This is a genomic window from Streptomyces sp. SCSIO 30461, from assembly GCF_037023745.1.
Lineage (GTDB): Bacteria > Actinomycetota > Actinomycetes > Streptomycetales > Streptomycetaceae > Streptomyces.
Genome location: NZ_CP146101.1, coordinates 1,544,373 through 1,561,053 on the forward strand (window position 1 = coordinate 1,544,373; position 16,681 = coordinate 1,561,053).

7 protein-coding genes are annotated in these 16,681 nt (G+C 71.8%); 4 read left to right on the top strand and 3 right to left on the bottom strand.

The features are described 5' to 3' along the window. The first annotated feature begins 199 nt into the window (after positions 1–199). Positions 200–1,783, top strand: coding sequence for an IS1182 family transposase (locus tag V1460_RS07120; RefSeq protein WP_338672703.1), 1,584 nt, complete (start codon positions 200–202; stop codon positions 1,781–1,783). 373 nt (positions 1,784–2,156) lie between these two features. Here V1460_RS07120 and V1460_RS07125 read toward each other — a convergent pair whose 3' ends face one another. The 3 genes from V1460_RS07125 to V1460_RS07135 all read right to left on the bottom strand — a co-directional run bounded on the left by V1460_RS07125 (position 2,157) and on the right by V1460_RS07135 (position 8,483). Beyond that, on the bottom strand, positions 2,157–3,701 hold the full coding sequence (locus tag V1460_RS07125; protein WP_338672816.1) for an alpha/beta hydrolase: 1,545 nt from the start codon (positions 3,699–3,701) through the stop codon (positions 2,157–2,159). A gap of 195 nt (positions 3,702–3,896) precedes the next feature. After that, positions 3,897–5,468: an alpha/beta hydrolase gene (locus V1460_RS07130; RefSeq protein WP_338672817.1), complete on the bottom strand. Its 1,572-nt coding sequence runs from the start codon at positions 5,466–5,468 to the stop codon at positions 3,897–3,899. Positions 5,469–5,576: 108 nt separating this feature from the next. Further along, positions 5,577–8,483, bottom strand: a complete 2,907-nt coding sequence (locus tag V1460_RS07135) for a lysylphosphatidylglycerol synthase domain-containing protein (RefSeq protein WP_407077416.1) — start codon at positions 8,481–8,483, stop codon at positions 5,577–5,579. A gap of 248 nt (positions 8,484–8,731) precedes the next feature. Between V1460_RS07135 and V1460_RS07140 the strand changes: the two genes are divergently transcribed. From V1460_RS07140 to V1460_RS07150, 3 genes are all read left to right on the top strand, one after another. Continuing rightward, a complete protein-coding gene (locus V1460_RS07140; RefSeq protein ID WP_338672819.1) occupies positions 8,732–9,151 on the top strand; it encodes an MGMT family protein in 420 nt (139 codons plus the stop codon). 209 nt (positions 9,152–9,360) lie between these two features. Next, entirely contained in the window at positions 9,361–12,936 is a 3,576-nt protein-coding gene (locus tag V1460_RS07145; RefSeq protein ID WP_338672821.1) for an ATP-dependent DNA helicase, read from the top strand. Positions 12,937–13,047: 111 nt separating this feature from the next. Continuing rightward, complete coding sequence (locus tag V1460_RS07150; RefSeq protein WP_338672822.1) at positions 13,048–16,680, top strand: UvrD-helicase domain-containing protein; 3,633 nt, start codon at positions 13,048–13,050, stop codon at positions 16,678–16,680. Position 16,681 lies beyond the last annotated feature (1 nt).

Sequence of the window (16,681 nt, forward strand, 5' to 3'; positions counted from 1 at the left end):
GCGGAGGATCATCCTCGTACTGGACGTACTTGGATGACTCCGACAACGCGGCGAGCGTGCGTGCCAGGCGTCGCGGGTCAGGAGGGACTTTCGCAACACGCCCTAGGTGACTGGTGTTAATCGCGTGAGCTCGCGCTGGGTCTTCGTCCTGTGTCAGGCTGCGGGGTGTTGGTCGCTGGGTGTGGGGAGAGGTTGAGCGATGGCAGTGGGCCGGACTCCGATGCAGCCGGGGTTGCTCTCCTCCACAGTGGGTTTCTGCGAGGGTCGGCTGGCGCCGAACTCGATCTACGCGGTGCTGCACCGCGAGTGCCGGGCGTTGTTCCCCGATGAGATGTTCGCCGATCTGTTCGCCGAGGACGGCCGCAGGTCGGTGCCGCCGATGATCGTGGCGGTCGTGATGGTCCTGCAGCGTCTGGAGGGTTTGTCCGATCGCGAGGCGGTCGAGCGGTTCGCGTTCGATGTGCGCTGGAAGTACGCCGCCGGCGGGCTGGACTTCGACCATCCGGGGTTCGTGCACACCGTGCTGGTCGACATGCGGGCGAGGCTTGCCGCTTCCGCCCGGCCGAACCGGATCTTCGAGCGGACGGTAGAGGTTGCTGCACAGGCCGGACTGGTCGGCCGCAGGAGGGTGCTGGACTCGGCACCGATCTATGACGCGGTGGCCACGCAGGACACCATCACGCTGATCCGTTCGGCCATCCGCGGCCTGCTGCGGGCGGCCGATCACGTGCTGCGGGCCGAGCTGCGGGCGGTGATCTCCAGCGGGGACGCCTACACCAGCACGGACAAGCCGGTCATCGACTGGACGGACGCGGCCGAGCGGGAAGCCCTCATCGATTCGCGGGCCCGTGACGGGTTCGCGCTGCTGACCGTGCTGGACGGCCGGGCCGTGCCCGGGGATGTGGGCCAGGCCGCGCGGTTGCTGGCCACCGTGCTGGGCCAGGACCTGGAGCAGGACGGGGGCGTCTTCAAGATCGCCCGCAAGGTGGCCGCGGACCGGGTCATCTCCACGGTTGATCCCGAGGCCCGGCACGGCCACAAGACCGTCCGCCGGTCCTTCGACGGTTACAAGGGTCATGTGGCCGAGGAACCCGACAGCGAGGTCATCACCGCGACCGAGGTCACGGCGGGCAACGCCGGCGATGCCGAGCCCGCCGCCGACCTGCTCGCCGACGTTCTCCAACCACCTGCCGCCGAGCAGGCAGACCAGGCGCGGGCCGAAGTCTACGGCGACGCCGCTTACGGGACCGGGCCGCTGCTGGCCGAGCTGGACGACGCGGGCGCCCGGGTGATGGTCAAGGTGCAGGCGGCCAACGCGCCCGGTGGGCGGTTCTCCAAGGACGCCTTCACCATCGATCTGGAGGCAGGGCAGGTCACCTGCCCGAACCAGGTGACCGCCGCGATCCGCCCGAAGTCTGATGGCGGTGGGGCGGCCTGCTTCAAGACCGCCTGCGCCGCCTGCCCCCTTGCGGCGCAGTGCACTACCGCCAGGAACGGACGCGTCATCACCATCGGCCCTCACGAAGAACACCTGGCCCGGGGCCGGGCTCGCAGTGCGGACCCCGTCTGGCTGGCCGCCTACCGGGCCACCCGCCCCAAGGTCGAACGCAAGATCGCCCACCTGATGCGGCGGCGACACGGCGGACGCCGCGCCCGGGTGCGGGGCCGGGCCAAGATCGCCGCCGACTTCTCCTTGCTGGCCGCCGCCGTCAACGTCGCGCGGCTCGGCGTGCTCGGAATCATGTCCACAGGCAGTGACAAGTGGGCGGTCGCCGCCGGCTGACCGTCCCGAGGGCGCCCTGGACCATGCAAACGACCCGCACGCGGCCGTGCCAAGCCCTCAACAGCCCCCACGACGGCCACGAACCGCCCACACGCCGCCCGACCACCAGCCAGCAACCACGACCCTGACACCCCCAACGGCGACACCGCACGCCCAGGACGACCCGCTTAACACCAGTCACCTAGAACCACCCCTTGGGCCGGTCCGGCCGATCTGTTCCACCGATCCGCCGGACCGGTCCACTGGATCGTTGCCGCCGGGTCCTCCGGCCCTGCTTTCGGGCTTCGCGGGCGGGGCCGGCCTGCAGCGCCTGTGGTCGGCCCCTGTCGGCAGGTCTTTCCCGCGGTGCGGGACAGGGCTTCCGCAACACACTTCAGCCGCAGGTCTTCCCGTTTTGAGGAACCGTGCCGTTCAGCAGGTAGGCGTCCACGACCTCGGTCACACAGCGATTCTCCGGGTTGTAACCGCCGTGGCCCTCGGCTTTGTTGGTCAGCAGCACCCCGACGCCCTCGCCCAGCTCGTCCGCCATCCGGCGGGCGCCCTCGTAAGGCGTCGCAGGGTCTCCGGTCGTGCCGACGACCAGGATGGGGCCTGCTCCCGGCGCGCTGGCCTCCGGGGTCGACCGCTCGCCAGGCACCGGCCACTTGGCGCACCAGCCCGCCGTGTCCCAGGCCAGGAACTCGCCGAACACCGGGGATATCCTCCGGAATTCCGGCAGCAGAGCCTTCGCCTCCGCCGCGCTCGGCCGCCCCTTGCTGTCCGCGCACGATATCGCCCGCTGTGAATGGCTCTGCGTGCTGTAATGCCCGCTCTCGTCACGGTCGTTGTAGTGATCCGAGAGTGCGAGGAGCTTTGAGCCGCGGCCACGCTGCTCGGCCTCCTCCAGGCCCTCGGTCAGCTTCGGCCACAGGGTCTCGGAGTAGAGCGCCATGACGATGCCGGTGAGGGCGAGGCTCTGATTGAGCTCGCGCCCGTCGCCGGCGGGCAGTGGCCGCTGGTCGATGCGCTCCAGCAACCGCGCTATCCGCTGCGACCCTGCCGTCGCGTCCTCCCCTCTGGCGGTCAGGTAGTTGTCCAGAGCGCGCTGGAAGCCGGTGGTCTGGTTGCGGGCATGGCCGGTGGCGTCGGCCGTGGGATCCACGACCGCGTCCAGCACCGTCCGCCCCACGTTCCCCGGGAAGAGGTGCGCGTAGGTCCCGCCGAGTTCGGTGCCGTAGGAGATGCCGAAGTAGTTGAGCTTGCGGTCGCCCAGTACATGGCGCATCAGATCCATGTCTCGAGCGGCGTTCGTCGTGCCGACATGGGGCAGCATCCTCCCTGAGCGCGCTGCGCAGCCCGCTCCGAAGGACTCGGCGTCCCGGAAGTACGCCGCTTCCTCGACCGGGTTATCGGGAGTGAGGTCGACCCGAGTGGCCGCGTCGTCCTGCTCCCGGTCGCTGCGGCACACCACGCCGGAGCTCTTCGCGACCCCGCGCGGGTCGAAGCTCACCAGGTCGTAGCGGGCGCCCAGGGTCTCGAACTCCGGGGCGAAGCCGGGCAGGCTCTGCACTCCGGACCCTCCAGGCCCACCGAAGTTGAACAGCAGGGAGCCGATGCGCTCGCCTTGGTCGCGTGCCTCGCGACGGATCATGGCCAGGGAAATCGTCTCACCGTCCGGATCCGCGTAATCCAGCGGTACCTTGACCTCGGCACAGGTCCAGCCGTCATCTTCGCAGGGCCGCCAGTCGAGCCGCTGCTCGGCCAGAGCCCGGGGCAGTCCGCTCGCCGCGTCTCCCTTCCGGACCGGAAGCGGCGCCTGCGGCCCGCGGCCGGTGCCCTCGCTCCCGCCTGCGCCACCGAGAGTGTCACAGGCGGTCAGTACCCCGCAGGCCGCCGATATGGCCAGCGCGAGCGCCGTCACTCCGGCCTTCGAGCCCATCCTCGATCGTGTCCGTGTCCGTGTCCGCCACGTCATTCCACGCCCCCGTCTGTCTGATCGATGCTCGGTGATCGACTGCTGTGCCAGCCTAGGCGCCGTCACTGACAGTGACAATCCCTGGGGATAACTTCGGAATCCGATGCCGACGATGACGGAACGTTCATCGCGCTGATCGCGGTCGCGCATCGCGGGGCGTCACTCGCACACCGTGCCGGCGGCCGGTACCACCCCGTCCAACAGGTACCTGTCGACGGCCGACTGCACACAGGCGCTGCCGCTGCCGTAGGCCCCGTGCCCCTGGCCGCGATAGGTCATCTCGATGCCGACCCCCTCGCCGAGCTGTTCGGCCATGGCCTTGGCGCCCGCGTACGGTGTGGCGGGGTCACCGGTGTTGCCGATCACCAGGATCGGAGCGGCGCCCGCCGCCGTGACGTCCGGGTGCTCCGACTGGCCCGGCACCGGCCAGTCGGTGCAACTCATCAGGCCCCAGCCGAGGTAGTCGCCGAAGACCGGTGACGCCTTGCGGAATTCGGGCAGCTTGGCCTTGGTCTCCTCCAGCGAGAAGCGCTGCTTGGAGTCGAGGCAGTTGATCGCGGTGTTCGCCGCCTGGATGTTGCTGTACTGGCCTTCCTGATTGCGCCCGTTCATCGCGTCGGAAAGGGCCAGCAACAGCGCGCCGTTGCCACCGTCCGCCTCATCCAGGCCCTGCTCAAGCAGCGGCCAGTACTCCTTGGAGTACAGGGCTTGGGCGATGCCGTTCGTCGCCTGCGTCTGGGTGAGTTCACGGTCCCCGGATGCCGGGATGGGCTTCTTCTCCAGCCGTGCCAGCAGGTCGACGACGAACTGCTCGACCTCCTGCGCAGTGCTGCCCGGCAGCTGGCACTCGTCGCCGCGGGCGACGCAGTCCGCGGCGAAGTTGTCCAGTGCCAGCTGGAAGCCCTTGGCCTGCGCCAGCGAACCCTGCTCCGACGTGCTGTTCGGGTCGACCACGGCATCGAAGACGGCCCGGCCCACCTTCTCCGGGAACAGGTGCGCGTAGACGCCGCCGAGTTCGGTGCCGTAGGAGAAGCCGAGGTAGTGGAGCTTGTCGTCGCCGAGCACCTGGCGCATCAGATCCATGTCTCGGGCGGCATCGGTGGTGCTGACATGGGGCAGGTAGTCGCCGGAGTTCTTCTCGCAGCTTGAGGCGTACCAGCGCAGCCGGTCGGTGTAAGCCGCCTCCTCCTTGGCGTCGTCGGGCGTGGCGTCCTGCGCGTAGTACTCGTCCAGCTGCCTGTTGTCCGCGCATTCGACCGGCTCGCTGCGGCCGACGCCGCGCGGGTCGAAGCTCACCAGGTCGTAGCGCTCGCGCAGCTTCTCGTAGTCCTCGGCCATCGAGGGCAGCGCGCTGACTCCGGAACCACCGGGGCCGCCGAAGTTGAAGAGCAGGGAACCTATTCGCTTGGACTGGTCCTTGGCCTTCGCCCGTATCAGCGCGATCTCGAACGTGTCGCCGTCCGGATCCCCGTAGTCGCGCGGGACGTCCATGAACGAGCATTCCCACTTCGTGCCGCCGGGCAGCGGCGAGGGCGCGGGGCCGCCGCCCTCGGCCTCCGAGGGAGCCGGGCACGGCTGCCAGTCGAGTTTCTGGGCGCTCAGATCCCGCTTGCTCTGTGCTGTCTCGTCGCCGCTCCCCCCTCCGCCGCTCGAACAGCCGGTCGTCGCGAGGAGCACCGCCGCGGTCGCCGCCGCGGTCGCCGCTGCGAGGAGGGGGGTGGAGGTCGGCATGAGCCCATCCTGCGGCGTTCCGGCAGGGCCCGCCTCTCGGGCTCTGGCGGTCCGATGGCGGCGGACACCAGCAGGAACGCCCGTGGCCGCGCGCCACTGACGCGTTCCCTAAAGTGCACCCTTTCGGGTGAGGTGGTTGAAGGACACCCATCCCGGAAGCACCGGGATCCACAGCGTCAGCAGCCGGTAGAGCAGCACGGCGGGGGCCGCGACCTCCAGCGGCAGCCCCACGGCGCCCAGGCCGAGGGTCAGCGCGCCCTCGACCGCGCCGATGCCACCCGGTGTCGGCGCCGCCGATCCGAGTGCGTTGCCCGCGAGGAAGACCACGGCGATGCTGGCGTAGCTGAGCTGCTGGTTGCCGTTGTCGAAGGCTCGGATCGACGCGTCCAGGCACATCACGAAGGCGCCGGTCAGCATCAGCATGCCGCCGATTCCGGTGAGCAGCTTCACCGGCCGCTGGAGCACGTCCAGCATGCGCGGGACGACGCCGACGAACAGCGAGCGCAGCCGCGTCGACACGAATTTGCGCAGGAACGGGATCGCGGTCACCACAAGCACCAGCACGGCCACCGTCAGCAGGCCCGCGATGACGGTCCTGGACGGTGTCACCGGCGAGGTCCGCTCCGTGCCGGTCAGGTAGCCGAAGGCGAGCAGCAGCAGGATGTGGGCGCCGAGCCCGAACAACTGGGAGGCACCCACACTCGCCACGGCGAGCCCGGGCCGTACACCGGAGCGCTGGAGGAAACGCGTGTTGAGGGCGACCCCGCCGACCGCGGCCGGGGCGACGATCTTCACGAACGAGCCCGCGACCTGCGCCACGACCGTACGGAGGAACGGCACCCGCTCCGGTACGAAGCCCAGCAGGCTCATCGCCGCCGCGACATAGCTCACCGCCGAGAAGAGCACCGCAGCGGCCACCCAGCCCCAGTGCGCCCTGGCGACCACGGTGAGGTCGGTCTGGGTCAGCTGCGACAGCAGGAAGTAGGCGCCGATGGCTCCGGCGATCAGCGAGACCAGGGTGCGCGGCTTGATCCGCTCCAGCCGGACCGGCTCGACCGGTGCCTGCGGACGGATCAGCAGCACCTGCCGCCTGATCTGCGCCAGCAGGTCCTCCTCGCGCGCCTCGTCCAGCGCCGCGTCCATGGCGCGCTTCTCAGCCTGCTTCTCGGCCCGTAGCGACTTGCGGGCGGCCTTACGGCCGCGCCCGTCCTGCTCGCCTTCGTCCGCTACGGAGGCTTGTGCCCTGGCCTGCTTCGCCGCTTCGGCTGCAGCCAGCACCTCCTCCCGTTCGCGCTGCGACCGCTCCCGTGCGAGCCGCCGAAGGGTGGCGCGCGTGGAGCGGCTCAGGGCGATCGGCTGGAGCAGGGGCAGGCAGACGGCGATCGCGTCAGGCCCCAGGACGTCCACGGCCGCCGCCACGGCGCGCTCAGCCCCGACCCGCAGGCCCAGCGTGGCCAGCAATTGAGCGATGTCCATCCGCAGCACGATGTCGCCCGCGGCGATCTCACCACCGCGCAGGTCGGTGAGCAGCACCGTGCCGGAACGATCCACCAGGATCGCGTCGCCGGTCAGCCTGCGGTGCGCGATGCGTCGCGACTGGAGTGCCTTCACCTGCTGGAAGGCACCCCGCACCACCTCGTCGGTGATCTCCTCGTCGGGGAGGGAGTCCAGCGAGCGTCCGCCGAGGTGCTCGTACACCAGCATCACGGCGTCGGGCCCCAGCTCGGAGGTGGCGATCAGCTTGGGGGCGTGGGCACCGGCGGCGATGGCGGCGTAGGCGAGGAGCGCCTCCTGCTCCAGTGCCTGGCGCAGCGACTGGGTGGAACGGCGGGTGAAGATGCCGCGCAGCGTGAGCCGACGCCACACCCGGTAGAAGTAGCCCTGAGCCTGCTGCTCTCGGTCGACGACGGTGACGTCGAGCGGCGGGCCGTCCTCCAGGGTGACGAGGTAACGACGGCCACGGTCTCCGTTCTCGGCGGAGTCGGGAGCATCCTCCGCGCGCATGGCCGTGACCGGGTGGAAGCCCACGTGGCGCAGTCCGGCCAGCAGGGTCTGCCCGGTGGGCTGGACGTTCGGGGAGCCGACCGCGTAGATCGTGCCGTAGGCGACGGTCCAGCCGATCAGTACCGTCAGGATGATCGAGAACGGGGTGGTGTAGCCCGCGACCAGCATCGCGAACGCGTCGAGCAGCAGCACTCCCCAGAGTGCCACCCGCCAGCGCGGGCGTTTCGCCATGCCGACGGCCGTCATGTAGGCGATCACCGGTGCGAGATAGCCGTGCACGGGATCGGTCAGGCCGCCGCCCGTCTGCGGTTGGGTCAGCGCGTCCTGGATCTGGCTGGGCGCGGCGTCGGCGACCCACAGGTCGGTTGCCAGCGTCACGCCGTGAGCGAGCACGGCGGCGAGGACACCGTCCGCGATCCGCAGTCCGTCCCGCTTGATCAGCCGTTCGATCGCGAACGCGACGGGGACGAGCAGCACGGCGATGCTGGAGACCAGACCGGCGAGCTTGACCAGCAGATCGGGGGCCTGACCGGTGCGCTTGGAGATGTCCGACTCCAGGCCGGACGTCGTGCCGTGAGCGAAGGCGGCGATGGCGAGCAGGGCCGCGATCATCAGGATGCCGGTCAGCAGCCGAGTCAGATCGGACGGGCGGTGCACCCGGGCCGGGAGCAGGGGTGCGTCACCGAACACCTGCTCGCTGGCCGCCGGGGTCTCGGCGGCTGCGGATGAGCCGGTCGTGGACGTGCCGTCCGCGGTGCCGCCGGCAGCGGACGTTCGGGCGGTGGCGTCGTCGTCGGGGGTCGCGCCTGCGGGGGACTCGTGGGTCGGGGTGCCACCTGCGGGCGCCTCGTTCGCCGGGGCTTCGTCGGGGTACCCGTCGGTGGGCTTGGACTCATCGCCGTCCGAGCTCCCCTTCGGCACCTCGATCCCGCCGGTCGCAACAGTGTCCTCAGGCCCACCGGTCCTGCCGGTCGCGCCGGCCCCGCCGACTGCCTCGGTGCCGGACCTCACCTCGGAGACCGCGCCCCGATCCGGGTCAGCCCCCTCACCGCTTCGCGGACCGGCCGGTTCCGGGCGTGACTCGGAACCGGAGGTGCTTGCCGCTGCCGCAGGCTGCACGCCCCGCTCCCTCGTCGTGTCGGTCTCTTCTTGATCTCGTATCACCAGTCACCGCCCGGATGATGGTGGCATGCCGCGTCGATGTACGGGGGCATCAGGGTGCCCGCTCGCTGTCGGTGCCATGGTGCAGGATGGGCCGGATGAGCGACGAGATGCCGGGATCGACGGAGTCGCCGGAGCTGCCGGAGTACGCGGAGCGCGTACTCGATACCGCCGAGCGCATCCCGCCCGGCCGTGTCATGACCTACGGGGATGTGGCGGAGTGGCTGGGCGAGGGAGGTCCGCGCCAGGTCGGCCGCGTCATGGCATTGTACGGCGGCGCGGTGCCCTGGTGGCGTGTGGTGCGTGCGGATGGTGCGCTCCTGCCGGGCCATGAGCTCAGCGCGCTGGACCACTACCGCGCCGAGGGCACACCCCTGCGCGAAGCCGCACGCAGCGCGGAAGGCCATATGCCCCGTCTCGACATACGGCGGGCGCGCTGGGACGGCGCAACGGACGTCACGGGCGCCGCTGATGTTCCGGATGCCGCGGACGTCGCGGACACTGAGGCTCACAACTGACAGCTTCCGCCATCGGGCCGTGCGGGGAGTGCCCCGATCCCCGTACGAGGTACCCGCGAAGGCCCGGACCGGACCACCTGCGGGTCGGGCAGCGCGTGGAGTAGCGTCGTCGGAGCCGTTCGCGGCATCCGCAGATCCGTTCCCGCCGCCGTGACGGCGGCCACCCGCGCAGCTCATCACCAGCACACCCACCAGGACCGGCGATCCACGTGAGTTCCTCCTCTTCCACCGGGCGTACACCGCACCGTCGGGTACGGCAAGGGGTTCCCCCGCGCCCGAGGGGGGACGGCAGAGGGCGGACCCCGGGCGCGTACCGACTGGTGCGTACCACGCCGGGCACGGTGGATCCCCCTCTCCTGGACGCGGCCCAACGCGCGGTGGTTGACCACCGGCGGGGACCGCTGCTCGTCCTGGCCGGACCGGGCACCGGGAAGACGACCACTCTGGTGGAAGCGGTCGCTGCGCGGATAGCGGCGGGCGCCGACCCCGAGCGGCTGCTGGTGCTCACCTTCAGCCGCAGGGCGGCGGTCGAGCTGCGCGACCGGATGGCACTGCGGATCGACGGCCGGGAACGCGAGCCGCGCGGCGGACCGGGCGGGCCCGGATTCGCCAGGGCACCGCAGGCCACGACGTTCCACTCGTACTGCTACGCACTGGTCCGCGCCCACCAGGAGGCGGAGCTGTTCGCCGAGCCGCTGCGGCTGCTGTCGGGCCCCGAACAGGACGTGGCGGTACGCGACCTGCTGGCCGGACAGCTGGAGTTGGAGCGTGAGGGGCTGCCGGGCAGGGTCCGCTGGCCCGACGAGCTGCGTGCCTGCCTGACCACGCGCGGATTCGCGGACGAGGTGCGCGCCGTGCTCGCCCGCGCCCGCGAGCTGGGCCTGGGACCCGGCTCACTGGCCGGATTCGCGGAGCGTGCGGGCCGCCGGGACTGGGGAGCGGCCGCCGCGTTCCTCGCCGAGTACCTCGATGTCCTCGACATGGGAGGGGTGCTCGACTACGCGGAGCTGGTCCACCGTGCGGCGCTGCTCGCCGAGACCACCGCACTGCCGGGGTACGACGCCGTCTTCGTGGACGAGTACCAGGACACGGACCCTGCGCAGGTCCGGCTGCTGCGGGCACTGGCCGGAGGCGGCCGCACAGTGGTCGCGTTCGGCGACCCCGATCAGTCGATCTACACGTTCCGGGGCGCCGATGTGAACGGCATCCTCGACTTCCCGAGCACGTTTCCGCGGTCGGACGGCCGCCCCGCACCGGTCGCGGTGCTCACCACGTCCCGGCGCTCGGGCGCGTCGCTGCTGTCGGCGACCCGGCTGCTCACGCAGCGCATGCCACTGTCCCGGCTGCCGGCCGACGCGGTCCGGGCCCACCGCGCGCTGGCCCCGGTCCGATCCGGTGGCCGGGTCGAGGTCTACACATACCCCACGGCGTCGACCGAACTCGACAACATCGCGGACATCCTGCGCCGAGCCCATCTCGAGGACGGTGTGCCGTGGAACGACATGGCCGTCCTGGTGCGCGGGGGGGCGCGGATCCTGTCGTCGGCGCGGCGTGCGCTGACGGCGGCCGGGGTGCCGGTCGAGACGGACGGCGACGACATCCCGCTGCGCCACGAACCCGCCGTCGGCCCCCTGCTCGCGGCGCTGCGGGTGGTGGCCGCGCCTTTTGACACCGCCGGCCCAGGGCCCCGCGGAGGGCAGGACATCGCCGGACGGCACACCTCGGCCGGCGCCGGGCGCGTCGAGGTCACCGAGCGGGACGCCGCGGACAGGGACCACACGGAGGAGACGCAGGATCCGGAAGGCAAGCGGGACCCGGGGGCCACCCAGGATCCGGAGGACACGCAGCACCCGGAAGGCACGCAGGATGCGGACATCCGCGAGCGCACCCCCTCGGCCGCAGTGCCGCACGAGCAGCTCGACCCCGAGACCGCCCACGCGCTGCTCACCTCCCCCCTGGGCGGCATGGACACCGGCGACCTGCGCCGCCTGGGCCGAGCCCTTCGCGACGAGGAGCGCGCGGCCGGTCACCGGGTGCCCGCGCCGTCGAGCTCGCTCATCGCCCGTGCGCTCGCCGAGCCGGAGCGGCTCACCGCCCACGATCCCGCGTATGCCCGTGGCGCTCAACAGCTCGGTGCCCTGCTGCGCAAGGCGCGTGAACTCCTCGAAGGAGGGGGCACCGCGGAGGAGGCGCTCTGGGAACTCTGGAACGGCACCAACTGGCCGCAGCGCCTCCAGCGCGCCTCGCTGCGCGGCGGCGCCGCCGGCCGTAACGCCGATCGCGACCTCGACGCCATCTGCGCCCTGTTCGAAACCGCCGCGCGGGCGGAGGAGCGTACCGGTGGCCGTGGCGCACTCAATTTCCTGGAGGAACTGGAAGCCCAGGACATCGCCGCCGACACGCTCACCCGCCGAGGTGCCCGCCCCGCCGCCGTACGCCTCATGACGGCGCACCGGTCCAAGGGCCTCGAATGGCGTCTCGTCGTGGTGGCGGGCGTGCAGGAGGGGCTCTGGCCCGATCTGCGCCGTCGCGGGTCCCTGCTCGAAGCCGACCGCATCGGCCGCGACGGTATCGCCGAGCCCCTGCCGCCAGGTGCGCTGCTCGCCGAGGAGCGCCGGCTCTTCTATGTGGCGGCCACCCGCGCCCGCGAGCGGCTGGTGGTCACCGCGGTCAAGGCGCCGGCGGAGGACGGGGACCAGCCTTCGCGCTTCCTCGCCGAACTCGGCACCGAACCACGCGACATCACCGGCCGCCCGCGTCGCCCGCTCGCGGTGGCCCCCTTGGTCGCCGAGCTGCGCGCCACCACCGTCGACCCGAACGCGTCCCCGGAACTGCGTGACGCGGCAGCCCGCCGGCTCGCCCGGCTTGCGGCGCTCGCCGACGACGAGGGGCAGCCGCTGGTCCAGGCGGCGCACCCGAACCGCTGGTGGGGGCTGAACGAACCGACGCACAGCGATGTGCCGCTGCGTGACCGGGAGCGTCCGCTCGCCCTGTCCCCGAGCTCCCTCGAAAAGCTCACCGGCACCTGTGCCCTCCAGTGGTTCCTCGGACGCGAGGTGCGGGCTGACGCTCCCGCGAGCGCCGCGCAGGGCTTCGGGAACGTCGTCCACGTGCTTGCCGACGATGTCGCGTCGGGCCGGACGCCGGCCGATCTCGCCGTCCTCGTGGAGCGCCTCGACGCGGTCTGGGACGCGCTCGCCTTCGACGCCCCCTGGAAGTCCGTGCAGGAGAAGGAGCAGGCACGCGCCGCCCTGGAGCGCTTCCTGCGCTGGCACGTCATGGACCGCGGCGGACGTCGGTCCGCCGCCACCGAGCACGCGTTCGACGTCACCCTGGAGGCTGGGGAGTACGAGGTGCGGATCCGCGGCTCCATGGACCGCGTCGAACAGGACGAGCACGGCCGGGCCTACGTGGTCGACTTCAAGACCGGCAAACAGGCACCCACCAGGGACGAGGTCGCCCACCACCCCCAGCTCGCCGTCTACCAGCTCGCGGTCCGCGAGGGCGCGGTGGACGAGGTGTTCGACGGCCGCAGGCCCGAGCCGGGTGGCGCCGAACTCGTACAGCTGCGTCAGCCCGCCCCCCAGAAGGAGGGCGGTGACGCCCTGCCGAAGATCCAGTCCCAGGAGGCGCTGTCCGGCACATGGGTGGGCGAGCTGCTCGCCACAGCCGCGGGCCGGGTGCTGGACGAACGATTCACGCCCACGACCGGCCCGCACTGCGGTCAGTGTGCTTTCCGGGCCTCGTGCAGTGCCCGGCCCGAGGGGCGGTACGTCGTGGAGTGAGCCGTGCCCCTCGGCGTGGCGGCGACCATAGGGCAGCAGGGTGGCGGCCCGCCGGACGGCGGTCGAGCGGTTCGGCGGTCGATGTCAGCGGCTGCCGTTAGCCTCTCTCGGGTGTCCGCACGTATCACCGACCCCGAGCAGCTCAAGGAGCTCCTCGGTATCCCGTTCACCCCGGAGCAGATGGCCTGCATCACGGCGCCACCTGCCCCGCAGGTCATCGTGGCCGGGGCAGGTTCGGGCAAGACGACGGTGATGGCGGCCCGGGTGGTCTGGCTCGTGGGCACCGGACAGGTCGCCCCCGAGCAGGTGCTCGGTCTGACGTTCACCAACAAGGCCGCCGGCGAGCTCGCCGAGCGTGTCCGCACGGCGCTGGTCCGCGCCGGAGTGGTTGATCCCGAGGCGGTATCCGTGGGGACCTCCGGGACGACTTCGGGAGTGGGCGGCGGCCCCGGCACCGAAGCCCAGCCCCTCGGTGAGCCCCGAATCTCCACGTACCACGCCTTCGCCGGGCAGCTGCTCACCGACCACGGACTGCGGATAGGCCTGGAGCCGACCTCCCGGCTGCTCGCGGACGCGACCCGGTTCCAGCTCGCCGCGCGTGTGCTGAGGGAGGCTCCGGGGCCCTATCCGGCGCTGACCAGGTCCTTCGCCTCCCTGGTCAGCGATCTGCTCGCGCTCGACGCCGAGCTGTCCGAGCATCTCGTGGCCCCCGAACGGCTGCTGGCGTACGACTCCGCCCTCCTGCGGGACCTGGAGTCCGCCAGGCTGACCAACGCGGAGCTGCGCAAGGTCCCCGAGGCCGCGGGAGCCCGCCGTGAACTGCTGGATCTCGTCGTGCGCTACCGCGCGGCGAAGCGGGCTCGAGACCTGCTGGACTTCGCCGACCAGATAGCCCTCTCCGCCGAGCTCGCGCGTACCCGCCCCGAGGTGAGCCGCATCCTGCGGGACGAGTTCCGGGTGGTCCTGCTCGACGAGTACCAGGACACGTCGGTGGCCCAGCGACTGCTGCTCTCCGGCCTGTTCGGCACGGGCACGGGCCATGCCGTCACCGCGGTCGGCGACCCCTGCCAGGCGATCTACGGCTGGCGCGGCGCGTCCGTGGCCAACCTGGACGACTTCCCGGAGCACTTCGCCTTCGCGGACGGGCGTCCCGCCGTCCGGTACTCCCTCGGCGAGAACCGCCGCAGCGGCGGCCGACTGCTCGACCTGGCCAACGGACTCGCCGAGCCGCTGCGGGCCATGCACGAAGGCGTCGAGGCGCTGCGCCCAGCCCCCGGTGCCGAACGCGACGGATCCGTACGCGTCGCCCTGCTGCCCGGCCACACGGAGGAGATCGAGTGGCTCGCCGACTCGATCTCCCATCTCGTCCGCACGGGCAAGGAACCGGGAGAGATCGCGGTCCTGTGCCGTACGGCAGGGGATTTCGCGGCGATCCAGGGCGCGCTCGTCGCACGGGACGTGCCGGTGGAGGTGGTCGGGCTCTCGGGCCTGCTGCACCTGCCCGAGGTCGCCGATCTCGTCGCTGTGTGCGAAGTGCTCCAGGATCCGGGGGCGAACGCCTCGCTGGTGCGGCTCCTTACCGGCCCGCGCTGGCGCATCGGTCCCCGTGACCTCGCGCTGCTCGGCCGCCGCGCACGTGTCCTCGTCCACCGCGCACGCTCGGGCGGCGACGGTGCCGCCGCCGACGCGGACCAGCGACTCGCCGAGGCGGTCGAAGGCACCGACCCCGCCGAGGTGGTCTCGCTCGCCGACGCGCTCGACACGTTCCTGGAGTCGAGCGAGCCCGACGACGGACTGCCGTTCTCCCGCGCGGCCCGGGTCCGCTTCGCCCATCTCGCCCAGGAACTGCGCGAGCTGCGCCGTTCTCTCGCCGACCCGCTGATGGACGTGCTGCACCGCGTCCTCGCCACCACGGGCCTGGAGGTCGAGCTCTCCGCTTCTCCGCAAGCCCTGGCGGCTCGCCGACGGGAGACCCTCTCCAACTTCCTCGACACAGCCGCCTCCTTTGCCTCCTTGGACGGTGAAGCGAGCCTGCTCGCCTTCTTGGGCTTCCTGCGCACCGCTGAGCAGTACGAGAAGGGCCTGGACAACGCACTGCCCGGCGGGGAGAACACGGTGAAGGTCCTCACCGCCCACAAGTCCAAGGGGCTGGAATGGGACGTGGTCGCCGTTCCCGGACTTGTCGCCGACCAGTTTCCGAGCACCCGTGCCAGGGAGTCCTGGACCGCCCAGGCGAAGGTCCTGCCGCATGCGCTGCGGGGCGACGCGGACACCCTTCCCGACGTGGCGGACTGGGACGCGAAGGGGCTCAAGGCGTTCAAGGCGGAGATGAAGGACCACCAGCACATCGAGGAGCTGCGCCTCGGCTATGTGACCTTCACCCGGCCCCGCTCCCTGCTGCTCGCCTCCGCCCACTGGTGGGGCCCGACCCAGAAGCGGCGCCGCGGCCCCTCCGAATTCCTGCGCGCACTGTACGAGCACTGCGCGGCCGGTCACGGCGAGATCGAGGTGTGGGCGGACGAGCCGGACGAGGACGCGGAGAACCCCGTCCTGCACGCGGACGCGGAGGCAGCCGACGACCACGTCTGGCCGCTGCCCCTCGACCCGGCGGCGAAGGAGCGACGCCGTCGGGCTGCCGACACGGTCCTGGCCTATCTGGCGGCGGCATCAGACGAGCCCGAGTGCCCCGGTCCCGGTTCCGTCGACCAGGCGGACCGCGGGGACGACGAGGACCTCTGGCCTGCGGAGCTCGCGGAGCCCGACGAGGAGCCCTGGCCGGAGGACGACGCCGACACCCACGACTACGCGCACCCGGCGGAGGGCACCGACCCGGCGGTCTGGCCGGAGCACGACGATTCCGCGCCCCGCGCATACCCGGCGCCCCCCACGCTCCCCGGCCAACGCCGCGCCGAGGCGGACCTGCCGGCCGGTCCGGCAGGGTCCGTCCTGGCCGCCCCGGCAGAGGCCGACCCGGCGCCGCGTGAGCCCCTCACCCCCGAGGACGCCCGCACCATCGCCTCCTGGGACCGCGACCTCGAAGCGCTCGCCGGCGAGCTGCGTCGCGCCCGCGCCGCGGTGCGCGAGGTTCCGGTCCCGCCGGCCCTCTCGGCATCCCAACTGCTCCACCTCGCCGCGGACCCTGACGGCTTCGCCCAGGAACTCGCCCGCCCCATGCCGCGCCCGCCCCAGCGGGCGGCCCGCCGCGGCACCCGGTTCCACGCCTGGGTGCAGTCCCGCTTCGAGGAGCTGCCGCTGCCCATGCTCGGGCCCGATGAGCTTCCGGGCCTGGACCCGGACGACCCGGACGCGATGGACATCGCCGACGAACGCGACCTCGCAGCCCTCAAGGAGGCGTTCGAGCGCACCCCGTACGCACGCCGCACCCCGTACCGGGTGGAGGCCCCGGTCCGGCTCACCCTCGCTGGGCGGGTCATCAGGGGGCGTATCGACGCCGTCTACCGCGACGCCGCCACCGGGGCGTTCGAGATCGTGGACTGGAAGACCAGCAGGGAGCGCGACGCCGACCCGTTGCAGCTCGCCGTCTACCGGCTCGCCTGGGCCGAGCAGCACGGACTCCCGCCGGATTCCGTGGCCGCCGCCTTCGTCTACGTACGCACCGGCGAGGTCGTACGCCCGGGTGCCCTGCCGGGCCGCGGCGCGCTCGAAAGACTGCTCACAGCACCGTCCCCAGTCGTGGAACCGGCGCACGACCGCGCAGACGAACCCGCGCCGGGCGCCGGATAGG